The organism is Limnoglobus roseus, assembly GCF_008254045.1.
Taxonomy (GTDB): domain Bacteria; phylum Planctomycetota; class Planctomycetia; order Gemmatales; family Gemmataceae; genus Limnoglobus; species Limnoglobus roseus.
This window is the reverse complement of sequence record NZ_CP042425.1, coordinates 8,952,517-8,975,083: the sequence shown is the minus strand read 5'-3', so window position 1 is coordinate 8,975,083 and position 22,567 is coordinate 8,952,517. Positions and strand designations below refer to the sequence as shown.

The following is a 22,567-nucleotide window of genomic DNA, read 5'->3' as shown; positions in this document are numbered from 1 at the left end:
CGAACTTCACCCGAGCGGCCGTCTGCGAATCGCAGAAGCGGCTGACGAATCATACACCCGCTCGCCGGTGTCCGTCCCTTACGCTTATAAATGGGGGAGGAGTGTCGAAAGACCGCGCCCGGACGGCGGTAGTTCTTCCAGATTCAACTGGCCGATCTCGAAATTCTGGCCTCGCCACCGATCTTGGTGGTATGGCCTTCGTTTCCCCGAACCCGCGAGGGGCGGCTCTGCTATGACCCGTTACCTACCGTTCTGCATCCTGCTGGCCGTCGGCTGCGGCGGCAAGGGGCCACCGGTCGCGCCGCCGGAACCGCCCGTCGTGACGGTCGAGCACCCGATGGAACGCGAACTCGACACGTATTTCGAGTTCACTGGCTACCTGAAAGCGGCCCGCGAACTGGAGGTTCGGGCGCAAGTCACCGGCTACCTCAAGGTCATCAAGTTCAAGGATGGACAGATCGTGCGGCCCGGCGACGTGTTGTACGAGATCGACCCGGAACCCTACGAGGCGGCCCTGCTGAACGCGAAGGCGAACCTGGCCACGTCCGAGGCATCGCTCAAACGGGGCGACGCCGACAGTCTGACCGCACGCGAACGGCAGTCGCTGGCGAAACTGGAGTACGACCGCCAGGAAAAGCTCAAAGCCGATGGGAGCGCGTCCCAGCAGGAGTACGACAAGGCGAAGAGTGAGCTGACCGCCGCCACGTCCAACTTCCAGGCGGCGACGGCCGGCCGAGATTCGGCCGCCGCCGCCCGCGACGCGGCCAAGGCCGCGCTGCGGAAGGCCGAGTTCGACCGGAACAACTGCACCATCCGGCTGAACGCTAGCGACATCACGGCCCCGGAGAACGTGACGATGAGCACGCCGCCGGACCAAGTCCAGGGGCGGATCAGCCGCACGCTCATCACCGAGGGCAACCTCGTGGCCAGCGGCCAGACGATCCTGTGCCGGGTGGTGTCGCTCAACCCGGTGTACGCCTACTGGGACCTCGACGAGATGACCTCGCTGACCTACCGGAGGCTGATCTACGACGACAAGACGCTGCCCGACCCCCGCATCCACGCCCTCAAGTGCTGGATCGGCGGCAAGACCGACACCGGCTACCCGGTCGAGGGCTACGTCAACTACGTCTCCCCGGAGATCGCCCGCGGTACTGCCACCCGCGAAGTTCGGGGCGTGTTCCCGAACCTCGACCAGCGGCTCTCGCCCGGTGACTCCATTCGCGTGAAGGCCCTCGCCGGCCCGCCGGCGCGGAAGGTCACGATTCCCGAAATCGCCGTCGGCACCCGGCAGCAGCAGAAGTTCGTGTACGTCGTCGTCCCGAAGGACGGCCAAGACGTGGCCGAGTTTCGGCCGATCACGACCGGCCCGGTCCGCGTCATCAACGGCGTGCGGTTGCAAGTCGTCGAGACGGGCCTGACTCCGGCCGACAAGGTCGTCGTGAACGGCCTCTTGCGAGTCCGAGCCGGTGCGGCCGTCAAGCCGACCGAACAGACGTCCCCGGTCACCCCGAAATAAGTCCGGAACACCGCCATGGCCCACTACTTCATCACACGCCCGGTCGCCGCGATCGTGCTCGCCCTGCTGATCGTCATCGGCGGCCTGCTCGCGCTGACCACGCTGCCGATCTCGCAGTACCCGGACGTGGTGCCGCCACAAGTGGTCATCACCGCCACGTACCCCGGCCAGAACGCCGAGAAGGTGGCTGCCGAGGTCGCCCAGCCGATCGAGGAGCAGGTCAACGGCGTCGAGAACATGCTGTACATGGAGAGCCAGTGCACCAACGACGGCGGCATGCGGCTCACCGTGACGTTCAAGGTCGGCACCGACCCGGACATGGCTCAGGTGCTGGTGCAGAACCGCGTCGCCATCGCCACCCCAAGGCTGCCGGACGTGGTGAAGCAGATCGGCGTCATCACGAAGAAGCAATCCACTGCGATCTTGCTCGTCGTCACGCTCATCTCCGAGGACGACCCGAAGACGGGCAAGCCGCTGAAGGACCAGCTCACCCTCTCGAACTACGGCCGCATCAACGTGAAGGACGACCTGGCCCGCGTCCAGGGCGTCGGCGACGTGTTCATCTTCGGCGAGCGGGAGTACTCGATCCGCGTGTGGCTCGACCCGGCCAAGATGAACGACTTCAGCCTGAGCGTGGACGACGTGACGCGGGCCGTCGCGCAGCAGAACCTGAGCGTGGCCAGCGGGCAGATCGGCGCCCCGCCGGCCCCGCGGGGGCAGAACTTCCAGTTCGTCGTCACCGCCGACGGCCGCCTGCCGGACGCGGCCGCGTTCGAGGCGATCGTGGTGAAGAGCAGCGGCGAGCAGATCGTCCGCCTGCGGGACGTGGTCCGCGACGCCCGTGTCGTCGACGGCGTCCGCGAGGGCGGCGTCGAACTCGGCGCCCGCAGCTACGACACGTTCGCCATGTCCGACGGCAAGCCGGCCGTCGCTTTCCCGGTGTTCCAGTTGCCGGGGGCGAACGCCCTCGACACGGCCCGCGCCGTGCGGAAGAAGATGGAGGACCTGAAGCCGGAACTGACCCGCCAGGGGATCAAGTACGACGTGGTGTTCAACCCCACCACGTTCATCCAGGACTCGGTCGCCGCGGTCGTGCAAACGCTCTTCGAGGCGGTCGCGCTCGTCGCCCTCGTGGTACTCGTGTTCATTCAGAACTGGCGGGCCGCGCTCATCCCGATGCTGGCGATCCCGGTGGCGCTGATCGGCACGCTGGCGGCGATGTACGCCTTCGGGTACTCGATCAACAACCTGACGTTGTTCGGCCTCGTGCTCGCCATCGGCATCGTCGTGGACGACGCGATTGTCGTGGTCGAAGCGGTCGAAGTTCACATCGCCGCCGGGCTGTCGCCACAGGCGGCGACCGAGAAAGCGATGCACGAAGTCAGCGGCGCGATCATCGGCGTGTCGCTCGTGCTGGCGAGCGTGTTCCTGCCGGCGGCCGTCATCCCCGGCATCACCGGGCTGTTCTTCAAACAATTCGCCGTCACCGTGGCCGTCAGCACGCTGCTCTCGGCCGTCAACTCGCTGACGCTCAGCCCGGCCCTCTGCCCGATCCTGCTGAAGCCGCACGGGGCGAAGCCAGACCCGGTCCAGCGCGTACTCAATGTGACGCTCGGCTGGTTCTTCCGCCTGTTCAACCGCGGGTTCGAGTGGGCGTCGAACGTCTTCGGCGCCGCCGTCGCCCGGCTTATTCGCGTGTCGCTCGTCGTGCTGCTTGCCTACGTCGCCCTGCTCGGCCTCACTGGCTACGGCTTCTCCCGCGTACCCGGCGGGTTCATCCCGCAGCAGGACCAGGGCTACATGGTCATCAACATCGAACTGCCCGAAGGCGCCTCGCTGGAGCGAACGCAGAAGGTTGTGGACCAAGTTCACGACATCCTGCTCGGCCCGGTCGGGCCGGACGGCAAGCGAGACGCCTCGAAGGGACAGCCCGGCCTTTACCACACGCTCGGCGTTACCGGGTACTCGGTGCTGTCGTCGGCCAACCTGTCGAACACGGCCGGCATCTACAGTTCGTTCCTGCCGCACGAGGAACGGAAGGGCTGGTCGGCCGACGCGATCGTGGCCGCCCTGAACAAGAAGTTCGCCGGCATCCAGGAGGCGAGCGTGACGGCCTTCGGTGCCCCGCCGATCCTCGGCCTCGGCAACGCCGGCGGGTTCAAGCTGCAAATCCGCGACAACCCCAACTACGGCCTTGGCCCACTGGAAGGGGCGGCCCAGAACGTGTCGCTCGCCGCCATGCGGGAGCCGGGCATCCCGGTGGCGTTCAGCACGTTCCGGTCAGCCGCCCCGCAGTACCGGGTGCTGATCGACCGCGAGCGGTGCTACAAGATGGGCATCAGCGACAAGTCGGTGAAGGACGCCCTACAGGTGTACCTGGGGTCGCTGTACGTCAACGACGTGACGCTGGAGAACCGCAACTGGCAGGTGAACGTGATGGCCGACGCCACGTCGCGGGCCCGCAAGGAGGACATCGGTGCGATCAAGGTCCGCACGGCCGACGGCGGCATGGCCTCGTTGGCGAGCGTGGTGAACGTGGCCGAGGTCAGCGGGCCGACGAAGGTGAACCGCTACAACATGGTCACCGCGGCCGACGTGAACGGCTTCACGGTGCCCTCCGTAATCAGTTCCGGCGAGGCGACGGCGAAGGTGGAGGTGATCGCGAAGCGGGAGCTGCCCGACGGCATGAGCTACGAGTGGACCGACATGGCCTACCAGCAGCAACTCGCCGCCAGCACCGTCGTGCGAATCCCCGGAGTGTTCGAGTTCGTCGGCGACACGACACTGCTCGTATTCGGCCTGAGCACGCTATTGGCGTTCCTGGTCCTGGCGTTCCTGTACGAGAGCTTCCTGCTGCCCCTGGCCGTCGTGTTGATCGTGCCGATGTGCCTCTTGTTCGCGGTGGCCGGCATCCTGATCGCCAACCTCGACCTGAACGTGTTCACGCAGATCGGCCTCGTCGTGCTCGTCGGCCTGGCGTGCAAGAACGCGATCCTGATCGTCGAGTTCGCCAAGCAGAAAAGGGCCGAGGGGGCGGAGCGGTGGGACGCGGCCGTCGCCGCGGCGAAGCAACGGCTGCGGCCGATCCTGATGACGAGCTTTGCGTTCATCTTCGGCGTGCTGCCGCTCGTGACGGCCGAGGGGGCCGGGGCCGAAATGCGACGAGCCCTCGGCACGGCGGTCTTCTCCGGCATGATCGGCGTAACCGTGTTCGGGCTCTTCTTCACCCCCGTCTTCTACACCGTCCTCGAACGGCTACGGGGAACCAGAGCATCCTTCTCACAGAGCCAGGGCACACCTGCTAGCACCCAGGCCAAAGAGGCGACGGAGACCCAGGGCGATATCGTGGTCAATTAGCGTCCTTCAACTTCGCGAGAGTTGACTGTGATCGATGAGATTCTTCAGCCCGCAAAGCTAGGAGTTGTTCTCCGTCGTTCGATCGGTACGAACGGCTAGCTCCCTTATCGCCCGGGGCGCGGTCACACGAGCAGAAGATTCCCGTCGAGGGGGTGTCGGGAACCGGCAGTTCGGCTCGGGACCAGCCGCCCCGCTGTTTGCCGTGGGGTTAAGGCGGGACGGCCCCAACTGTTCAACCCCGATGACGTCACGCCGTTCGACGGTTTCGCCGGTGGGGTGCGGACTGCGACGGCCAACTTCAACGGCGTGCCCGACCAAGTCGTCACCCTGAAGAGGGCGGCCCACGTGTGGCCGGGTTCGACGGCACGTACTTGGCAGGGCCACCTACGAAGGTATCCACGAACTTCTTCGCGTTCGAGCAGACGCTCCACAACGGCATCTTCGTGGCAGCCTGCGACGTTTGAATTCAACGTCTTCGACACCGCCGCGAGGGGTGTTCATCGAATAAGAGCGTCGGGGCGGGGTGATGGTGGCCCGTCCCCCCCGCCTCGCCTAGGTTCTGTCTGACAAGGTTTCGGTGACCCGCTTGAGATATTGTCGGATCATGGCCACGTGGGCTACCGCCAAGTCGCTGACGGCCGACTTCTCGTACCGGGTCGCCGGCGGCGGTTCTCCTTCCGCCACCTGATACACCGCTCGACCACGTTCCGCCGGCGGGCGGTACGCCGCCCGGTCGAACCCGAACGGCCGGCCCCGGTTCAACCGGTGGCGGGGGTGCGGCCGGCGGCGGACGGGCGGGTGGTCGTACCCCTTGTCCCCGGCCGGGGGACGGACACCGAGTCGAGGGCGGCGTCCAGCCCGGCCGTCTCGCCGGCGTCCGCCGGGGTGAGGGCGACGCCGACCGGCCGGGCGTTGCCGCACGCCACCCGGTTCACCTTCGTCCCGAGCCCGCCGCGACCCCGGCCCAAGGCGTGGTCGGCCGGCTCGGCTGTCGGCCCCCCTTTTCGCCCCGGCCGCCGAACGGCTGGCCCGGGCGATGGTCGCGTCGACGCCGAACCGCGACCCGTCGATGAGCCCGAACTCGCCCGCCCGGCCTGCAACGCCCGCGGGATGGCGGCCCACGTGCCGCCGTCCCGCCGCCGGAACCGCTCGTACACCGCCGGCCATGGCCCGTCCCGCTCCGGCAGGTCCCGCCACGGGACGCCGGTGGCGGCCCCGTACAGGACCGCCGCCCACGACCGCCCGGTGGTCGGCCCACCGGCGGCCGCGGGACGGCGGGGGCAGGAGCGGCTCGACCAAGGCCCACTGGGCGTCGGTCAACTCGTGACGGCGGGGCACGGCGGGAACTCCTTCCGCCGGCCCGTCTACGAGTTGCGACGCCCTGTCAGACAGAACCGAGGCCATTCTACGCGCCCGCGACGACGAGGCGGTCGCCAATGGCCTCCCCGTCTAACTCTTGAGCTGCCTTCACTAAACGCCCTGCCAACGATGTTTCCAACGGTTGATAATTTTCCTCGATCTTGCGGACATTGAGGCCTGCAAAGATCGACGAGAGGACGCCGAAATTCTTTTCAATCTGCCGGAGTCGTTTTCCACTCAACTCGTTGGCCGCGCTCGCCGTGGACTCGGCCTGCCGGGCGTTCTTCTCCTCCTCCTCCTCGGCCCGGGTCTTGGCCTCTTTCGTAATCGCCAATTGAGCCGCCGCCGCCCGCTCGGCCTCCCGGGTTTTCGTAAGCTGCTCGCTCGTAGCCTTCTCGGCCTCCCGGGCACGAACGGCTTGCCAGATCGAAACGCCGGCACCCACCGCCAGCGATGCTGCGATGATTGCCGACAACCGTGCCCGCTATCGCAGGCGGTGCCGTTCGACGGCCTGTCTCTGGGCTGTCAACCGCCGGTCTAGTTCCGCCTGCTTACGTTCCGCCGCGGGGCGTACCTCGGCGGCAGTCCGCTCCATTTCGGCTTGCCTGGCTCGTACTTCGGCGTCATCCCACAACGTCGCCACCTCGGCTGCGACAGTCGAGCCGTTGGTCGGCCGACCGACAGGGTCGGCGGACAGGCATCGTCTGGCCAAGGCGATTAGTTCCGGCTCCGCCCCACAGGCGTCCAGGCGGGCCAGAGCCGGGGCCAGATTCTGTTCGGCGGCCTTCTGGAAAGCCGAATATGCATCCGACGCGGCGAACGGCGGCTGGCCGGTCAAGATCGTGCAAAGGATCGCCCCGAGGCCGAACACATCGCTGCGCTCGGTGACGGCGGCCACGTCGCCCCGGGCCTGCTCTGGGGGCACGTACGCCGGCGTGCCCATCGCGTTGCCAGCGTGCGTTTCGGAGTCACCGCGGGGGTTGAAAAACGGCGTGTCGCCACTGCCGATCATCGTCGAGTCGCCGCGGGTGGTACTCTCTCGTTCGGGGCTTGCAAGAACCTTCGCCAGTCCTCAGTCCATGACCTGGACTTTGCCGAACGCCCCGACCATGACGTTCGCCGGCTTCAAGTCGCGGTGGACAACGCCATTCGCGTGGGCGTAGCCAACGGCTTGGCAGATCGCCTCGAACACGCCGACGAACCGACCGCGATCGGCATCGAGGCCCCTCCGCTCCTTCCGCAGGGCGTCGAGCGTTCGGCCGCGGACGAGTTTCATCGCCAGAAAGGTGCGGCCGTCTGGGAGTTTGCCGAGGCCGTAGACGGGCGGAACGCCGGGGTGCTGGAGCTGGCCAGTGATGGCCGCTTCTTCGAGGAACTGCTGCTCGGCCGACGTGCCCGCGAGCCTTTGTGAGAGGAGTTTGACGGCGACTTCACGGTGGAGGGAGTTGTCCCACGCGCGGTGGACGACGCCCGTGCCCCCGCGGGCGATCTCGTCGCCCAGTTGGTAGCGGGTGGCGGGCGGTGGGGTGGAGAGGGCGGCCGACAGCCGCGCCTGATCCGGCGTAGCGGTGTGCGTCCGGAGGAGTCGAATCCCGGGATGGAGTCGGGCTCGGTCATGCGATAATCTCCGATGATCGAATTACCTTACCCGATTCGCGGCCGTGAAGATAGGGCTGAGGGCGAAGACGAGGTTGGGACACCGGCCCCGTTCTTGCTGGGGCTTATCGGACTGACGACTTCAGTGAAGCCTTCGGGCGTTGAGCGCCCTGCGAAGGTTAACTCCGCGACGGCCGGACCACCACGTGACGACATCATTGACGCCTTCGGGTGTTGAGCATCCGTCCACCGCGTGCCGGATCGCGATAATGTCGTTCGTGACGACATCATTGACGCTTTCGGGCGCTGAGCATGCCGCCGTGATGATGACCACCGCCCGAGCCGGTCGGGGGGCCGATCCGCCACCAGCGTGAACGTGGGCTGCTAACGCGCGCATCTGTTCACCCGAGAGTCCGAGAGTTTTTCTCCGTTCGTCTTGGGGTGCGAGGCGGGCCCAAGCGTTTCGCCTCGCACCCTCGATTGTGGTTTGCGGACCGGATACTCTCGCCGAAACTTGAGGGCCGCGTGGATAGCTGGAAAACAAGCCCAGCAATGCGGACGGCCGAGAGCGTGTACTCTCGGCCGGTTCCGTTACCCCCCCCTGGCCCAAAGTTCCGCGACCGGCCTGACGAACTCCCCGGCGGGAACGGATTACGAACTTTTGCGCGAGACTCTCGGCGCGAGAGTATTCCTCGCCGGACGCGGAAAGGGCTAGATATCAAGCAAACTCGTTAGCGATTAGAGTGAGCGGGCGTCGGAACCCGCAGTCGTCCATCATCCGGAAGGAACAAAAGTCGCGACTCGAATACGCTCGGGTTGTTAATCGATGGGTCGAAAGCTGCTCCAGGCCGAACCTCAATGCCCGACGGCCTACAACGGCTCGATCGTGTGTCCCATGCAGGGCCAGAACGGGCCGAGATGGGTACGGCGGGCTAAGTCCCCGCCGTACCGATGAGGAAGTGGTTCAGGTAAACGTCCCTGATGCTCTGGCCGTGTTAGTTCCCCACCTGCCCGAACACCGTAAACTCCGCCCCACTCGGGGTAATCCCCGCCGGCTCCCCGACGATCACAAGCCGCGCCGCCGTTCCCGGCGTCGGCGGGCACTCGCGGTAGTCGATCAACAAGTCGTCCGTACTCTGGCTGCGGTTGATCACCGTCGTCCACGCGCCGGCCCCCGTTCGGACCTCGACCTTGTAGCGGAACGAACCCGGCTTGGCCCCCTGCTTCGTGTTCAGCCCCCCGTCCCGCCAGATCACTCGCACCGCACTCACCAGAGCACCCGGGGTCGTCAGGTTGCTGGTGAGGGTCGGTGCCTTGTCGTCCGCCGCCGGCTGCCACCACGTCCGCAGGTCGTCGTCCACCGCCAGTCGCCCGGACAGGTTCGGGGCGTCACTGGATCCCACGGTCCTCGGCCCCGCGTTGAGCGGCAGCCACCCGGTCGGTTCCGCCGCCTTCGCCGCCGTGGGCAGCCGCTGCGGCAACGACGTGGCCCCATTGACGTGCAGTTCTCCGTCCTCCCCGATGTACGCCGGGTCCATCCCCAACCGCCGCTCGAACCCGTGGACCACGCCGGCCCGCACGGTGTAGAACGCCCACAGCGACTTGTGCGGGCCCTCCACCACGCACCCGTGTGCGGTCCCCGTGACCAGCCCCGTCGTCGTCCGCAGGATGGGGTTAGACTTCTGTGACACGAACGGCCCCAGCGGCGACTGACCCACGGCGCAGCCCATCGCGTAAGTCCGGTTCTCCGTCCCCCCCGCCCCGTACGTCAGGAAGTACTTTCCGTCCCGCTTGAGCATCCAGGCGCCGACCCACCCCCGCGCGGGCTGCTCGTTCCAGTCGCCCAACCGCTGCCAGGGCTGCTTGTCCGGCTCGAAGGCGATCACCCGCACCGGCTTGCCGATCACCTTCGTCGGGTCGTCCGCGTTTAGCTCCACGCCGAAGATCCCCTCCGTCGGCGTGCAGCCCCAGTAGTAGAACAGGCGGCCGTCGTCCGAGAACAGCATCGGGTCGATTTGCCCTGGCACCCCCGCCGGCAGCTCGATCCGTCCGACCTCCTTGAACGGCCCCAGCGGGGCGTCCGCCGCGTACACCGGTGACTCGGACGCCATCAGTAAGAACTTTCCCTTGTGCTTGACGACCGTCGGCGCGTAGCCCACGTCGCGGACGTTGAGCGGGTGGTGCTGCCACGTGGCCCCGCCGTCCGTGCTCACCCAGGCCATGTCCACCGAGGGGTACATGTACCACGCCCCATCGTGCCACAGGACCGACACGTCTGCCAGTTCGCGGAACTGCTGCTGCTTGTCCACGAGCCACAGCCAGTCGTCCTTCGGCACCGGCGCGCCCACCGTCGCGTCCCGCGCCCGTCGGCCGATCGGATAATTCGGAAGGGAGATCGGGTTGCAGTACGTCGTCGGCGTCGGTTCCCGTTTTTCGGGCTCCTTCGGTGCGGCGATCTTGTCGCCTAGCAGCGAGAGCATCTTTTCCCCGTACCGCTTGCCCAATTCCCGGTAGCCTTCCGGGGTGAAGTGCAGGCGGTCGGGCCGGGCCTTGCACCCGGCCGAGGAGACGACGTGGGCGTTGGGGATCGCCTTCGGCAAGTCGGCGATGACCGCGTTCATGCCCGCGCAGGCGCCCTTCTGGTCCGCGTGCACCAGTTCGCCCGCCAAAAGCGGCACGAACTCGGGCTTGAGGTCCAGATCCTTTATCAAGCCGTCGTAGACGGCCTTCACCTTTTCGGGCCACTTTTTGTCGCCGTTGTTCGACTCCCCCTGGTGGAACAAGATTCCCTTGATGACGCCCGTCTTCTGGGCCAGCCTCCCCATCTCGACCAGGTGCGCGTACGGGTTGCCGCCGTACTCCTTGATGATGCCGGCCATCCACGCCGGGGCAGTCTTGGCGTACGCCTCGTGGTTCGCCTTGTCGAACAGCTCGATCTTGCAGCCGGCGACCGAGACGTTCACGACGCCCACCTTGATGTCCTTCGGGAGGGCGGCGACCATCGTCCGGCCGAAACAGTCGGCCGGGCAGAGGCCGGTCGAGCCCCGACACAGGGGTGCGACGGCCGGGTACCAGTTGCCCTTCTTTCGGCCGAGCTTCGGGGCGTCCACCGCCGCGAGCACCTGGAAGCGATCGGCCTCGGCTTTGTCCTGCTCCTCGACCCCCGGGAAGCCTTCCATGTTGGACTGCCCGAAGCACAGGAAGACGTAGAACTTCGGGTCCGGCTCCGCCGCCGGGGCGGGCGTGGCCGACACGGCGGCGAACGCCGCGAGCAGGACTAATGCGAGTGTCAGCCTCATGACAGGTGCCTTCGGAATTGGGGTGTAGACACTGGCCGCCCGCGTGGGAAAGCAAGTGCTGATCGCTGACGTCCGGCTCACTTCGCCGGGTCGGGCCGCGGGGTGAACCGCACCTCGTCGCACACCAGGTAGCCGCCCGGCGGGGCACCGGAGAAGCGGACGTATGCGATGGCTGTCGCCTTCACCGTCAGCTCGAAGCTCGGGACCGGCTTCTCCGGCCCGGTCCGTTCGGGCACCTTGTCCCGCTTCGTCGTGTCCACGACCTTGCCGTCCTTGTCGTAGGCTTCGACCAGCGCCGCGCTGCCGATCGAACCCCACAGTTCGAGAGTCACTCTCGACACCGGCTTCGGAAAGCGGACCTCGACGGGGATCGACTCGTTGGCTATCGCGTTGAGGATGCCCTTGCGGTCGGTCTTCAGGTGCGGGAAGAACATTACCCGTCCGGCGGCCTTGCCCTTGGCCGGCGGCCGCGACAGGGCGAACTCGACGCCCCGGTCCTCGTCCTTGTAGCTCGGCACCGGCTTGCCGGCCTCGACCTTGTCGAAGGTGAGGACCACCTCGCCGTCGGAGATCGCGCCGAGGAGCGCCACGCTGAGCATCGCCGCGAGCGTCATGGCTCAGACCACCTCCAGGCCGCGCATCGTGCCGGTCGAGGGGCCGAAGCTCGCCGCCTCGATCCCCAACCGCTGCAGCACCGACACGAACAGGTTTGGCAGCGGGTAGTTGCGGCTCCGGTCGAACGCCAGGTGCCGGCCGTGCTTGAACCCGCCGCCGGCGAAGAGCGTCGGCAGGTTCGTCGTCGCGTGGGCATTTGCGTCGCCCAGGTTCGAGCCGTACAGGACCATCGTCCGGTCCAGGAGTGTCTCGCCGCCCTCCTTCGCCCCCTTCATGCCGTTGAAGAGGTCGGCGAGCAGCTTCATGTGCCCTTCGTCGATCACCCGGAGTTGCTTCAACTTCTCCTCGGCCATCCCGTGGTGCGACAGGTTGTGGTAGCTGTCGGTGATCGACTCGCCGGGGATCTGCACGACCGGCGTGCCGACGCTGTTGAGCATGAGGGTGACCGCGCGGGTCGAGTCGGTCTCGAAGGCCAGGCGTGCCAGGTCGTACATGGCCCGGACCTTGGCCACGTACTGTGCCGGACTGGCCGGGTCGGTCGGCGCACCGACTTTCACCTTCGGCTTCGGCTTGTTCGCCCAGCCCTTCGACTCCTGGAGCCGGTGCACCAGGTCGCGGACGCCGGAGAAGTACTGGTCGAGCCGGGTGCGGTCGCGGGCGCCGACGTCCTTCCGAAGGTCCTTGGCCTGTTCGCCCACCACGTCCAGGATGCTCCGCCCGGTGTCGAGCTCGTGGACCTGCGCCGCGACCTCGGTGGGCGAGCCTTGCAGGAAGAGCCGGTTGAACACCCGGGACGCCTGCCCCTCCGGCGGGATGGCCACCCCGGCCCGGGACCACGACAGGCTGCGTCCGCCGTTGACCGCCAGCGTCAGCGACGGGAACCGGGTCAGGGTGCCGATGCGCTCGGCCACGAGTTGGTCGAGCGAGATGGTGTTCCGGAACGAACTGCCGGCCGGGTGCGGGGCGGCGGTCAGGAAGGCGATGTCCGACGGGTGGCCGCCGTCCGGACGGATGCGACACGCCACTGAAGACGGTGAAGTCGGCGCGGTGGTCCTGGAGGAGCTTCAAGTACGGCGAAGGGGTGTAGGCGGGGCCGCCGTCCTTCGGAAAGAACAGGTCCGGCAGCAGGCCGAGGTTGTTGCAGACGCAGAACAGCCGCCGCGGTACCGAGCCGTCGGCTGCACTCGCGAACGGTGCCCGCATCGACTCCAGGAGCGGCAGCGCCAGTGCCACTCCTGCACCTTGGAGGAGCCGCCGCCGAGAGACGGGCCGCCGCGTCGAAGCGAACGGGGCCGTGATCGTGGCGGCGGGTTGACGGGGCATCGCGGGTCACTCCTACTTGTTCCGGAACAGATCGGACGGCACGATCGCGTGGACGATGCTCCGCACGCCGTACCGGTTCGCCTTCGCCGCGGCGAGGATCTTCTCGCCCTCGTCCCGGTCGGAAAACCGCACCGGTGCCCCCGTCGCGAAGACGGTCAATTGCCGGACGAGGTTCCGCGCGATCGGCACCTCGTCCTCGGCCAAGAGTTTCTTCAGCTCACGGACGCCCTTGAACGGCCGGCCGTCGGGCAACTCGCCGGCCGAATCGACCGGCAGGGCGTAGTGGAACGCGAACGCCTGCCCGTTCAGGCCGTACCCCCGGACCGGCGGCACCTTGTCGGACGCGGCCCGGTACCGATTGCGGTAACCGCCCATCACGTCGAAGCTCTCCAGGGCGAAGCCCGGCGGATCCATCTTGCGGTGGCAGGATGCACAACTCGCGTCGGCCCGGTGCTTCTCCAACTGCTGGCGGATCGTCACCGCCCCGCGGATGTCCGGTTCGACGGCCTCGACCGACGGCGGCGGGGGCGGGATCTCCAGCCCCAAGATGCGGTCCGTGATCCAGTGCCCGCGGAGCACCGGCGAGGTGGTCGTGCCGTTGGCGGTCACCTTGAGGACGCTCGCCATCGTCATCAGCCCGCCGCGGACACCGTCGGCCGGTAGCGGCACCTTGCGGAACGCGACGCCCGAGACGCCCTTGATGCCGTAGTGGTCGGCCAGTCGCTCGTTCAGGAACGTGAAGTCCGAGGCGACGACGTTGCGGGCCGGCAGGTCGGCTCGGAGCAGTTCGGCGAAGAACTGCCGCGTCTCCTCCACCGCGGCCACCTTCAGCGGGTCGTCCATCTCGTAGTCGTTGTACAGCGTGGTGGACAGTGCCGTGTCGTCGATCTTCCGCAGGTCGAGCCAGTAGTCGGTGAACGCCTCGACGAACCGCCCGGCCTTGGGGTCGCCGAGCAGCCGCTCGGTTTGGGCACGCAACACGTCCGGCCGGCTCAGTTGACCCTTGTCGGCCAGTGCCCGCAGCGTGTCGTCCGGGACCGAGTTCCACAGGAACAGGGCCAGCCGGGCGGCCAATGCGTAGTCGTCGAGCCGGCCCGGTTTCTCCTCGACGAAGACGAAGCCCGGCGACGCCAGGACGGCCGAGTAGGCCGACAGCAGCGACCGGGTGAAGCCCCGGCCCTTCTGGAATTGGTCGTCGTAGAGTGTCAGGAACCGCCTCACGTCGGCCTCGGCGACGGGCCGGCGGTACGCCTTCTTCAGGAACGCCCGCAAGAGTCGCTCGGCGTCCTCTCGCGGCGTGGCGGATTCGACCTCGTAAGCCACCTCGCGCCCGGCGCGGGCACCCCGCCCCGGACCGACTACCGGGGCCGGGCCGATTTCCAGCGGCACGCCGGTCCGCGGCTCCTTCGACGGCACCAACTTCAGTCGGTCGAACAACAATCGGTAGCCCGCCCCGCCGACCGGGTCGTCGTAGAACGGCCCTTCGATCTCGACCCACTGGACGGCGTAGCCGGGCATGCCGTCCTCGGTCGCCAGCGGGTTGACGTACTGCTCGTCGGTGCCGTTGACCCGCGCCCGGAACAGTCGCGAGCCGTCGGTTCGGATGACCTCGCCGGGCAGCAGGGACACTTCAATCTCGCCCACAGTCGGCGTCGGGGTGAAATCGACCGCGCCGACCGCGCGGGTCTGGCCGCCGGCGGTCGCGTAGACGCCGATCGGCTCGTTCCGCTTGCCGGAGTAGACCTCGTCCAAGTTCGGCCGGTGCCAGAGCAGCGTGTGGTACACCGGCGCTTTCTCGGCCCCCTGGCCCTCGTAGAACCATCGAGCCACTCCGCCGCCGGCGACCCAGATCGTGTAGCCGGCCACCCGCACCTTGTAGCGGGCCGCGACCGGGGCCCGCCAGGTGTTCCAACTGTACCCGCCGGCGTCGCTGAAGATGCTCGACACCCGACCGACCGCCTCCCGGTCGCGGGTCGCCGAGCGGGTCGCCGGCTCGCGGCCGGCGCGGACGTCCGGCTGGCCGCGGGAGTCCAACACGGGGAACGACAACCGGTCGGGCAGGGTGCCGTTCTCCTGCGGCAGCCAGTTGCGGAGACTTGGCTCGTCGCGGGCGTACAGCCGACGGGTTGTCTTCGCCGGCCGCTCCAGGCCCGTTGCCGTCGCCAGCCGCAGGGCGTGGCCGGCCGCGTCCACGATCCGCTCCATCGTCACGTAGGACACGTCGAGTGCCTCTCCGCTCTTGTTGAAGCGGTGGGCCTCGCCGTCCTCGGGTAGCCGGCCGGCGACTTGCGCCCACGGGACGCCGAGGAGGTCGCGCAGGGCGTTCTCGTACTCGTGACGGTTGAGCCGCCGCAGCGTCGCCCGGCCCTCGCCGCCCAGGGCCGCCCGCTCGGTGGCGACGATCGACTTCGCGAGGGCTTCCAGGAAGACCTTTTGACCGGGGGCGTCGGGGCGGGGACGGCCGTTCGGCGGCATTTCGCCGGCCGCCACGCGGTCGTGGACCCGCACCCACACGGCCCGGTCGGCCGCGTTCTTCGGGTCGAGCGTCAGGGCGGTCAGGTCGAGCCGGCCCCTCTTGTCCTCGGCGTTATGGCAACTCGTGCAGTGCTCGCCGAGAAAGATTTGGTCTGGGGCTTCTGCGGCGGGAGCCGCCGCGGGCAGGACCAGCACGGCGAATCCGAGCAGCACGACGCCGCGGGCAACGAGGCGTCCTACCGGTCCGAGGGCGTGCCGATGTCGGTGGTCCATGAGTCACTCTCGAACCGATCGGGCCGGGACGGCGAATGCACGGGGTAAGGCTTCCCGTGCGTCGCCCCCTTGATCGTACCCGGCAGTCGGTGACCGGCACCGTCCGGCGCACCGTTACGGCGTCTCCACCGTCACCGCCATCACGATTGGGGCGGACGAGTCCTTGCCCTTCACCAGCTCGATCTGCTTGATGACCGCGTCGGTCCGCTTCGGGGCGACGGCCAAGTAGCGGACCTGCTGCTGCCGCAGGGCGAACGCGAATTTCGACTCCGGCACGTCCACCCGGCGGGCGTAGTCCGCGAAGTGCACGCCGTTCTTTAGTTCGTGGTCCTCCGTCTTCCCGTCGGCGTAGTGCAGCCGCACGACCAGGCTCACTGTCCCCTTCTCGCCGGCCGGGTGGCTCGCCACCCCGACCCCGCTCAAGAAGTGGATGACCTTGGCCGCGGTGTTGCACGGCAGGGTCACGCTCTTCGGCATGGCCGCCGGCACGTCACCGCCGGAGCCGTTGAGCAGGACGGCGTTCCGGGTCGTCTCGCCGTTGGGGTCCACGAGCACGAACGGCACGCCCTCGAACTCCTTCGGCTTCCAGTCCCGGAACACCAGCCGCTCGGCCGGGCCGCCGTCCTTGGACACCAGGCCGTGGGTCGTCACCACCGTCGCCACCTTGTCGATCGGGACCGGCAGGTACTTCCCTTTCTGGGCCAGGAATTCGAGCAGGTCGGCGAACTCGGCCTTGGGGATCAGCTTCTCGAACCCCTCGGGCATGAGCGACTTCTTCGACTCGATCGGGTCGTCTTCCAGGTCGCCGCGGTCGAACGTCTGCCGCCGGTTCTCGGCGTCGAGGATCTCCACCGTCGTCTTGGTCTGGGCACTCAGCAGCCCGGTGGCGGTGCGGCCGTCGAGCAACCGGACGACGTACGCCTTGTAGTTGCCCTCCACGCTGCGGGAGGGGTCGAGCACGTGGATAAGGGTCTCCTCCTTGGGGTGGACGGCGAAACCGGTCAGGTCCGGGCCGATCTGCGCGCCCTCGCCGCCGTGCTTGTGGCACTTGGAGCACTGGGCCAGGAAGATCTTCTTGCCGTTGACGGGGTCGCCCGTCTTCGCCACCACCTCCTTGTAATCGTCGATCACCTTCTGGCGGTCGGAGTTAGGCAGCCCGCCGCCCTGGGCCAGGAGCTTGGCGGCCCGTTCGGCCACCGCCTTGTCCGGGTGGGCGGCGAGGGCCGTCTTCTGGTCGAGGTCGAGCAGGTCGAAGCGGACGGTCCCTTTCTCCACGGCGTCGAGGAACGCGGCGGCCGACTCGGGCCGGGAGAGTACGAGGCGGAGGGCGGCCGGGCGGACCGACGCGGGGAGGGTGCCGAGCTTCGCCACTACGGCCGGGCCGACGCCCTTGGCCTTGCCGGTGCCCAGGGCCTCGAACAGCCCGCGGGCCAGTTCGGGGCTGGTCTTGGCCGTCACGGCGGCGACGACCGCCCCGGCGGCCCGGTCATCCGCGGGAACGGCCTCCACGACTTGCTTGGCGGCGTCCAGCCGGGCGGCATCGGTCGCCTTCTCGTCGGCGACCACCGCCAACAGGCCGCGGGCCACGTCCGCGAGTTGGGCTTCCAGCCCCTTCACGCCCCACGCCGCGGCCAGCCGGAGGAGCCGCCCGCGACTGGCCGCCGAGGTGGCGGCAGTTGCCTTCACGAACGCCGCCTCGTCGGCCGCGGTCAGCTTGGCCGGCCGGGCCGCAGGCCATCCGCCCGCCAGCCCGGTGACGATGGCGTCCGACACGGCGGTGCCGCCGAGCGAGCCGAGCAACTGGCCGAGGTCGGTGGGGGCTTTCGCCGCGTAACTGGCGGCGACCCGCTCGACCGCGGCCAGCACTTCCCGTGACCCGCCAGTGTGCTTGCCTGCGGCCAGGTCCGCGAGGACCGGGCCGGCGTGCGCCACGGCCGCTGCGAGTGTGGCGTCGGCGAGGCCCTTGTCGGTGCCCGCCTCGAGCGCGGCCAAGCGGGCCGCGAGGACCGGCCCTGCGGCCGATGCCGACGGCTGATCGGCCAACGCCAGCAGGGCCGCCAACCGCACCCTCAGGTCGGCGTCGTCGAGCACCTTCGCGGCGGGGATCGCCGCGGCCGATTTGGCCCCCTTCGGCAGCGTCTGTAGCACGGCCCGGCGGACGGCAGGCGACGGGTGGTCCAGGCCGACCGGGGCACCCTCGCCCGCCTTCAGCCCGTCCAGTGCCCAGACGGCGTGCAGCACGGTTTGGGGGGAGGATGTTGCGTCCGCGGCGAGTTTGCGGAGGGACTCGCCGGCCGCCTTGTCCCCCGCCTCGACCAGCCGCCGCTGCGCGTGCAGCCGCCAGAACATGTTGTCCGACTTCAGGGCCGCGACCAGGTCGTCGGTCTTGGCGGCCGCAAGGTTCGTGGGCGGGGCCGGCTTAGTCCCGGTGTACACGAGCCGGTAGATCCGACCGTGCGTCTTGTCCCGCAGGTCGCTCTCGTAGGCCCCACCCTTGCCGGTCTTGAACCCGGCCGGCGTAGGGTTGTGTTGGACGATGAAGTTGTACCAGTCGATCAGCCACACGTGGCCGTCGGGGCCGACCTGGGCGTCGGTCGGGGCGGCCCACTCGTCGTCGGCGGCCGCCAGGTTCCACCCGTACCGGGCGACGTAGTCGGTGCCGTTGGGTTGTAGCACGAACGCGGCCGTGAGGTGGCCGGTCGGGTCGCTCACGAACGCGGTGCGGTTCCAGTACTCCGGCGGGTAGGCGCGGGCGGTGTAGACGGCGCACCCGGCCCCGGCCGTGAACCCGCCGTGCCAGTCCACCGCGCGGACCTTCTCCGTCACCGGGTGGTAGGCGTTACTCAGGGCGATGTTCGGCAGCGGGCCAGGGTTCAGCCCGCGGACCGTCTCGTAGTACCGGTTCGGCACCGGCAGGTGGACCATCGGGCAGCCGTTGGCGGTGCTGCCGAACAGGTCGCCGTCCTCGTTGAACGCCACGCCCCAGGCGTTGTTGTTCACGTTCCGCAACAGCTCGAACTTGGCCACCGCCAGCTTGTGGTCGCCGTCCTTCTCCAGCTTGAAGCGGTAGATGCCCTGGCCGAAGCGGAGCCGCTCGCCGGCCACGGTGGCGTTGAGGCCGCTGTAGCCGACGATGCCGTACACCCAGTTGTCGAGGCCGTAGCGCAGGTTGCTCGGCCCGGCGTGGGTGTCGTTGGTGCCCCAGCCGGTCACGAGTTCTTGCCGCAGGTCGGCCTTACCGTCGCCGTCGGTGTCCTTGAGGAACAGCGTGTGCGGGGCTTGGTGAACGAGTACCCCGCCGTGGACGCACAACAGGCTGGTGGGGATGCTGAGCTTGTCGGCGAAGACGGTGAACGTGTCGGCCATGCCGTCGCCGTCGGCGTCCTCGCACACGACGATCTTGTCCCGGCCCTCGCCCGCCCGCCGCATCTCGTTGGGGTAGTCCTTTGTAACCGCCATCCACAGCCGCCCGCGGTCGTCCCAGGTCTGCGCGATCGGCTTGCCGCCGATTTGCTCGTCGGAGGCGAACAGCTTGACCTCGAACCCCTCTGGCACGCTGTAGTGCTTCATCGACGCGGCCGGTGAGAGCGGCTTCTGCATCTTGCTGATCGGCTCCCCCAGCGTGCCCCACCGCTGCCCGGCTGGGTAGAACGGCACCTTCGCCTCGCCGTACTCGAAGTCCTTGTCGGTGCCTTGAATCTTGGTCATCTTCGGGGCGTCGGCGTACCGTGGGGCGTCCGTTAGGTCCTGCCCGCAAGCCCAGCGGATGCCCCGCTCGATGAGGGTGTGGAAACCGTCGTGGCTCCAGGTACGGTGGTCGTGGCCCCAGGCGGTGTAGAAGACGCGGCCCTTGCCGTGCGTCCGCACCCACGTCCACGGCTCCTCCTGGGCGCGATCGGCCCGCACCTCCAGCACCACCCGGTTCGTCTCGTTGTGCTTGTGGTGCACGTAGGTCTCGTCCCAACTCTCGAAACTCTGCACCCCGCGCATGATCGGGTGGTCGGGCTGCACCGTCTTGGCGCGGAACACGCCGGTCGTGTGGTTCCGGAATTGCGCCCCCACGAGTTTGACGTAGTTGTCGTCGTTGGTGAAACAGAAGCTGCCACAGTGCAGCGGGATGAACCCCTTGCCGGCGGCCACGTAGTCGAGGATGGCCTGAACGTGTTCGGGCTTCCCGCGGTCCTGGTTGGCGTAGATCACCAGCCCGTCGTACTTGTTCAGGTTGTCGAGGGTGAGGGCGTCGAGGCTGTCGGTGTAGGTCAGGGCGATGCCGCGTTTCACCATGATCGGCTCGAGTTGGTCGAACCGGACCTTCGGCCGATGCGCCCCGCGGTCTCCCAGGAACAAGATTTTTAGGTCCGGCGGGGCGGCGACGGCGGGCGAAGCGGCGAACAGGCCGCAAAGTGCGAAGAGCAGAAGACGAGGCATGCTTCAGGTTCCTGGGCCAAGCGGCCGCGGGGGAGGGTCAGACGACGGTGTTCGGTGATCTGAGCGGCTCAGAGACGGGCCGCCCTCCGGTGGGGCAGGGTTTGGAAATCCGGCAACCCCGATTCGGAGTCGCCTAACGGTCCGAATTACTTCTCCGCCTGCTGGAATAGCAGTGGCGCGAACTGGTACAGGCTCCGCCGCCAGGTCTGCCACTCGTGGGCCGTCTCCGGCGACTCGTAGTAGACGCTCTTGACCCCGAGCTTTTCGAGGGCCGCGTGGTTCTTCTTGGCCGCCTCGGTCCGCTCCTTGCTACCGTAGCTGACGAACACCAGTTTGACCTTCTTTTTGAAGGCGTCCGGGTCGGCCAGGGCGGGTTCGTCGGCGGCGATGCTACCGCCGCTGAACATGCCGATGTGCGAGAACTTGTCGAGGTTGGCGAGCGTGATCTGCTTTGTCTGCATGCCGCCCATCGACAGCCCGGCCATTGCGCGGTTCGGCTGGTCGGCCAGTGTGCGGAAGTTTGCATCGACGTGGGGGATCAGTTCCTCCGTCACGACCTTCGCGAAGGTCGAGAAGTCGAACCGCGGCCGGGGCGGTGCCCCGCCGGCCGCGGCCGGCGGAGCCGTCGGTCGCGGGCCGATGCCGCCGCCGTTGTCCATCACGACGATGAAGGGTTTGGCCTTCCCCGTGGCGAGCAGGTTGTCCAGGATCAGACCCGCGTGACCTTGGCCGCCCCACCCGGTCTCGTCCTCGCCGGCCCCGTGCTGGAGGTACAGTACCGGGTAGCGTTTGCTGGTATCCGCGTCGTAACCGGGTGGCGTGTAGATGAAGCAGCGGCGGATGGCGTTCGTGCCCTTCGATAAGTACAGCGTCTCGCGGAGTTGCCCGTGCGGGACGTTCTTGAGGGCGTAGAAGTCCGCGTCGCGGGCGGGAACCTCGACGGCACTGCCCCATCGGCTCGCCCCGTAGTACGGCTTGCTGTTGGGGTCCGGCACGTCGGCCCCGTCGACATTGATACGGTAGTAGTGGAACCCTTCGTCCAGGGGGCGGGTGGTCCCTACCCACGCACCGTCTGCGCCCTTCGTCAGCGTAACGCCGCCCCACTCGGGCACCTTCACGCTCTGGGCTTGCGGCGCGACAACGCGGAACCGCACGCGGCCCTCGGAGTTCACCTGCGGGTACGGCTTGCTGGCCTGGTTGGTGGACGCCGGCTTGAAGTCCTCGACCGGGGCTGACTGGGCCGCCGCGGGCCTCGGCTCGTCAGCCTTCTTCTCGGTTCCCGGCTTCTCCTGACCGACCTCGCGGAAGATCAGTTGGGCGAAGTGGTACAGGTCGCTCTTCCACACCTTGAAGTCGTGCGCGCCGCCGGGGATGACGCGGTACTCGTGCGGCACCTTCTTGTCGTCGAGCATTTTGTGGACGCCCTCGCTGATCCGCAACACCCCGTCCTTGTCGCCGCACGCCACGTACAGCAGCCGCAGTTTCTTGGCCGCGTCGGCGGGGTCCTTGATGAGGTCGCTCGGCTTCTTCGTGTTCGGGGCCGACGAGAACCCGCCGACCCAGGCGAAGGTGTCCAGGTTACCCAGCCCGAAGTTGAGCGACTGCCCGCCCCCCATCGACAGCCCGGCCAGCGCCCGCGACTCGCGATCGGCCTTCACCGCGTAAGACTTCTCGACGAACGGGATGAGGTCGGTCAGGAGGTCCTTCTCGAAGGCGGCGAACGCCGGCCCCTGCTTTGGGAACGGGTCCTTCGCCGTCACGTCCGTCGCCGCCCGGCCGTTGGGCAGGACGACGATCATCGGCATCGCCTTCTTGTCGGCGTACAGGTTGTCGAGGATGGCATCGGGGGAACCGTTCCGCGCCCACTCGTTTTCGTCCCCGCCGATGCCGTGGAGCAGGTACAGGACCGGGTACTTCGTGCCCTTGTCGTACCCCGGTGGCGTGTACACCCTCGCCTTCCGCTTCGCGCCGACCGTCGTCGAGCTGTACTCGATAGTTTCCAACTTGCCGTGGGGGACGGCGTCCCGCTTCTTGTCGAACCCCTCGGGCGGCGTGGGGAACCCCGCGGGCGTGTCGCCCTTCCCGTCGCCGGGCGGACCCTGCGCGGGTAGGCCCGGGCACGCCAGCACGGCCCAGACGACCAGGCTGGAACGGAGTCTGCTCATGGCGATCCTTCCGGGAGAGAAGAAGGCGACCCGCCGGCGGCTTTCACGACGCGCAATCGGCTACGGCGGTTCCGGCACGGGGATAGACGGGACGGAGTTGTAAGAAGAGTAGCCCGACCCGCCGGCGGCCAGCAATGCGCAGATGCGCAACGGCCCTA

The 22,567-nt window shown here is 68.0% G+C and carries 9 protein-coding genes and 2 pseudogenes; 2 read left to right on the top strand and 9 right to left on the bottom strand.

What is annotated here, in order from left to right; all coding sequences use genetic code 11:
* Positions 1–232: 232 nt before the first annotated feature.
* Both PX52LOC_RS38465 and PX52LOC_RS38460 read left to right on the top strand, forming a co-directional pair.
* The gene (locus tag PX52LOC_RS38465; RefSeq protein WP_149115050.1) at positions 233–1,519 is read left to right on the top strand and encodes an efflux RND transporter periplasmic adaptor subunit; all 1,287 of its coding nucleotides are present in this window, start codon (positions 233–235) and stop codon (positions 1,517–1,519) included.
* Between the two features lie 15 nt (positions 1,520–1,534).
* On the top strand, positions 1,535–4,876 hold the full coding sequence (locus PX52LOC_RS38460) for an efflux RND transporter permease subunit (RefSeq protein WP_149115049.1): 3,342 nt from the start codon (positions 1,535–1,537) through the stop codon (positions 4,874–4,876).
* A gap of 758 nt (positions 4,877–5,634) precedes the next feature.
* On the opposite strand, the pseudogene PX52LOC_RS42195 reads toward PX52LOC_RS38460, so the two are convergent.
* The 9 genes and pseudogenes from PX52LOC_RS42195 to PX52LOC_RS38410 all read right to left on the bottom strand — a co-directional run.
* Positions 5,635–6,123, bottom strand: a pseudogene (locus PX52LOC_RS42195) (transposase); the annotation flags it as partial.
* Between the two features lie 158 nt (positions 6,124–6,281).
* Positions 6,282–6,710, bottom strand: coding sequence for a hypothetical protein (locus PX52LOC_RS38450; RefSeq protein ID WP_149115047.1), 429 nt, complete (start codon positions 6,708–6,710; stop codon positions 6,282–6,284).
* A 9-nt stretch (positions 6,711–6,719) separates the two neighbouring features.
* A pseudogene (locus tag PX52LOC_RS43200) lies at positions 6,720–7,724 on the bottom strand (serine/threonine-protein kinase).
* Between the two features lie 1,102 nt (positions 7,725–8,826).
* Complete coding sequence (locus tag PX52LOC_RS41515) at positions 8,827–11,130, bottom strand: sialate O-acetylesterase (RefSeq protein WP_168219477.1); 2,304 nt, start codon at positions 11,128–11,130, stop codon at positions 8,827–8,829.
* A 77-nt stretch (positions 11,131–11,207) separates the two neighbouring features.
* Positions 11,208–11,744, bottom strand: coding sequence for a hypothetical protein (locus tag PX52LOC_RS38430; protein WP_149115045.1), 537 nt, complete (start codon positions 11,742–11,744; stop codon positions 11,208–11,210).
* 3 nt (positions 11,745–11,747) lie between these two features.
* On the bottom strand, positions 11,748–12,770 hold the full coding sequence (locus PX52LOC_RS38425; RefSeq protein ID WP_246173602.1) for a DUF1552 domain-containing protein: 1,023 nt from the start codon (positions 12,768–12,770) through the stop codon (positions 11,748–11,750).
* A 310-nt stretch (positions 12,771–13,080) separates the two neighbouring features.
* Complete coding sequence (locus PX52LOC_RS38420) at positions 13,081–15,816, bottom strand: DUF1592 domain-containing protein (protein WP_149115044.1); 2,736 nt, start codon at positions 15,814–15,816, stop codon at positions 13,081–13,083.
* A 114-nt stretch (positions 15,817–15,930) separates the two neighbouring features.
* On the bottom strand, positions 15,931–20,244 hold the full coding sequence (locus PX52LOC_RS38415; protein WP_149115043.1) for a PVC-type heme-binding CxxCH protein: 4,314 nt from the start codon (positions 20,242–20,244) through the stop codon (positions 15,931–15,933).
* Positions 20,245–20,390: 146 nt separating this feature from the next.
* On the bottom strand, positions 20,391–22,409 hold the full coding sequence (locus PX52LOC_RS38410; protein ID WP_149115042.1) for an alpha/beta hydrolase: 2,019 nt from the start codon (positions 22,407–22,409) through the stop codon (positions 20,391–20,393).
* Between the last annotated feature and the right edge of the window lie 158 nt (positions 22,410–22,567).

Excerpts from the sequence above, each read along its gene's own strand:
- PX52LOC_RS38460 (WP_149115049.1), top strand. The coding sequence starts at position 1,535 with ATGGCCCACTACTTCATCACACGCCCGGTCGCCGCGATCGTGCTCGCC.
- PX52LOC_RS38430 (WP_149115045.1), bottom strand. The coding sequence starts at position 11,744 with ATGACGCTCGCGGCGATGCTCAGCGTGGCGCTCCTCGGCGCGATCTCC.
- PX52LOC_RS38420 (WP_149115044.1), bottom strand. The coding sequence starts at position 15,816 with ATGGACCACCGACATCGGCACGCCCTCGGACCGGTAGGACGCCTCGTT.
- PX52LOC_RS38465 (WP_149115050.1), top strand. The coding sequence starts at position 233 with ATGACCCGTTACCTACCGTTCTGCATCCTGCTGGCCGTCGGCTGCGGC.
- PX52LOC_RS38410 (WP_149115042.1), bottom strand. The coding sequence starts at position 22,409 with ATGAGCAGACTCCGTTCCAGCCTGGTCGTCTGGGCCGTGCTGGCGTGC.
- PX52LOC_RS41515 (WP_168219477.1), bottom strand. The coding sequence starts at position 11,130 with ATGAGGCTGACACTCGCATTAGTCCTGCTCGCGGCGTTCGCCGCCGTG.
- PX52LOC_RS38415 (WP_149115043.1), bottom strand. The coding sequence starts at position 20,244 with ATGCCTCGTCTTCTGCTCTTCGCACTTTGCGGCCTGTTCGCCGCTTCG.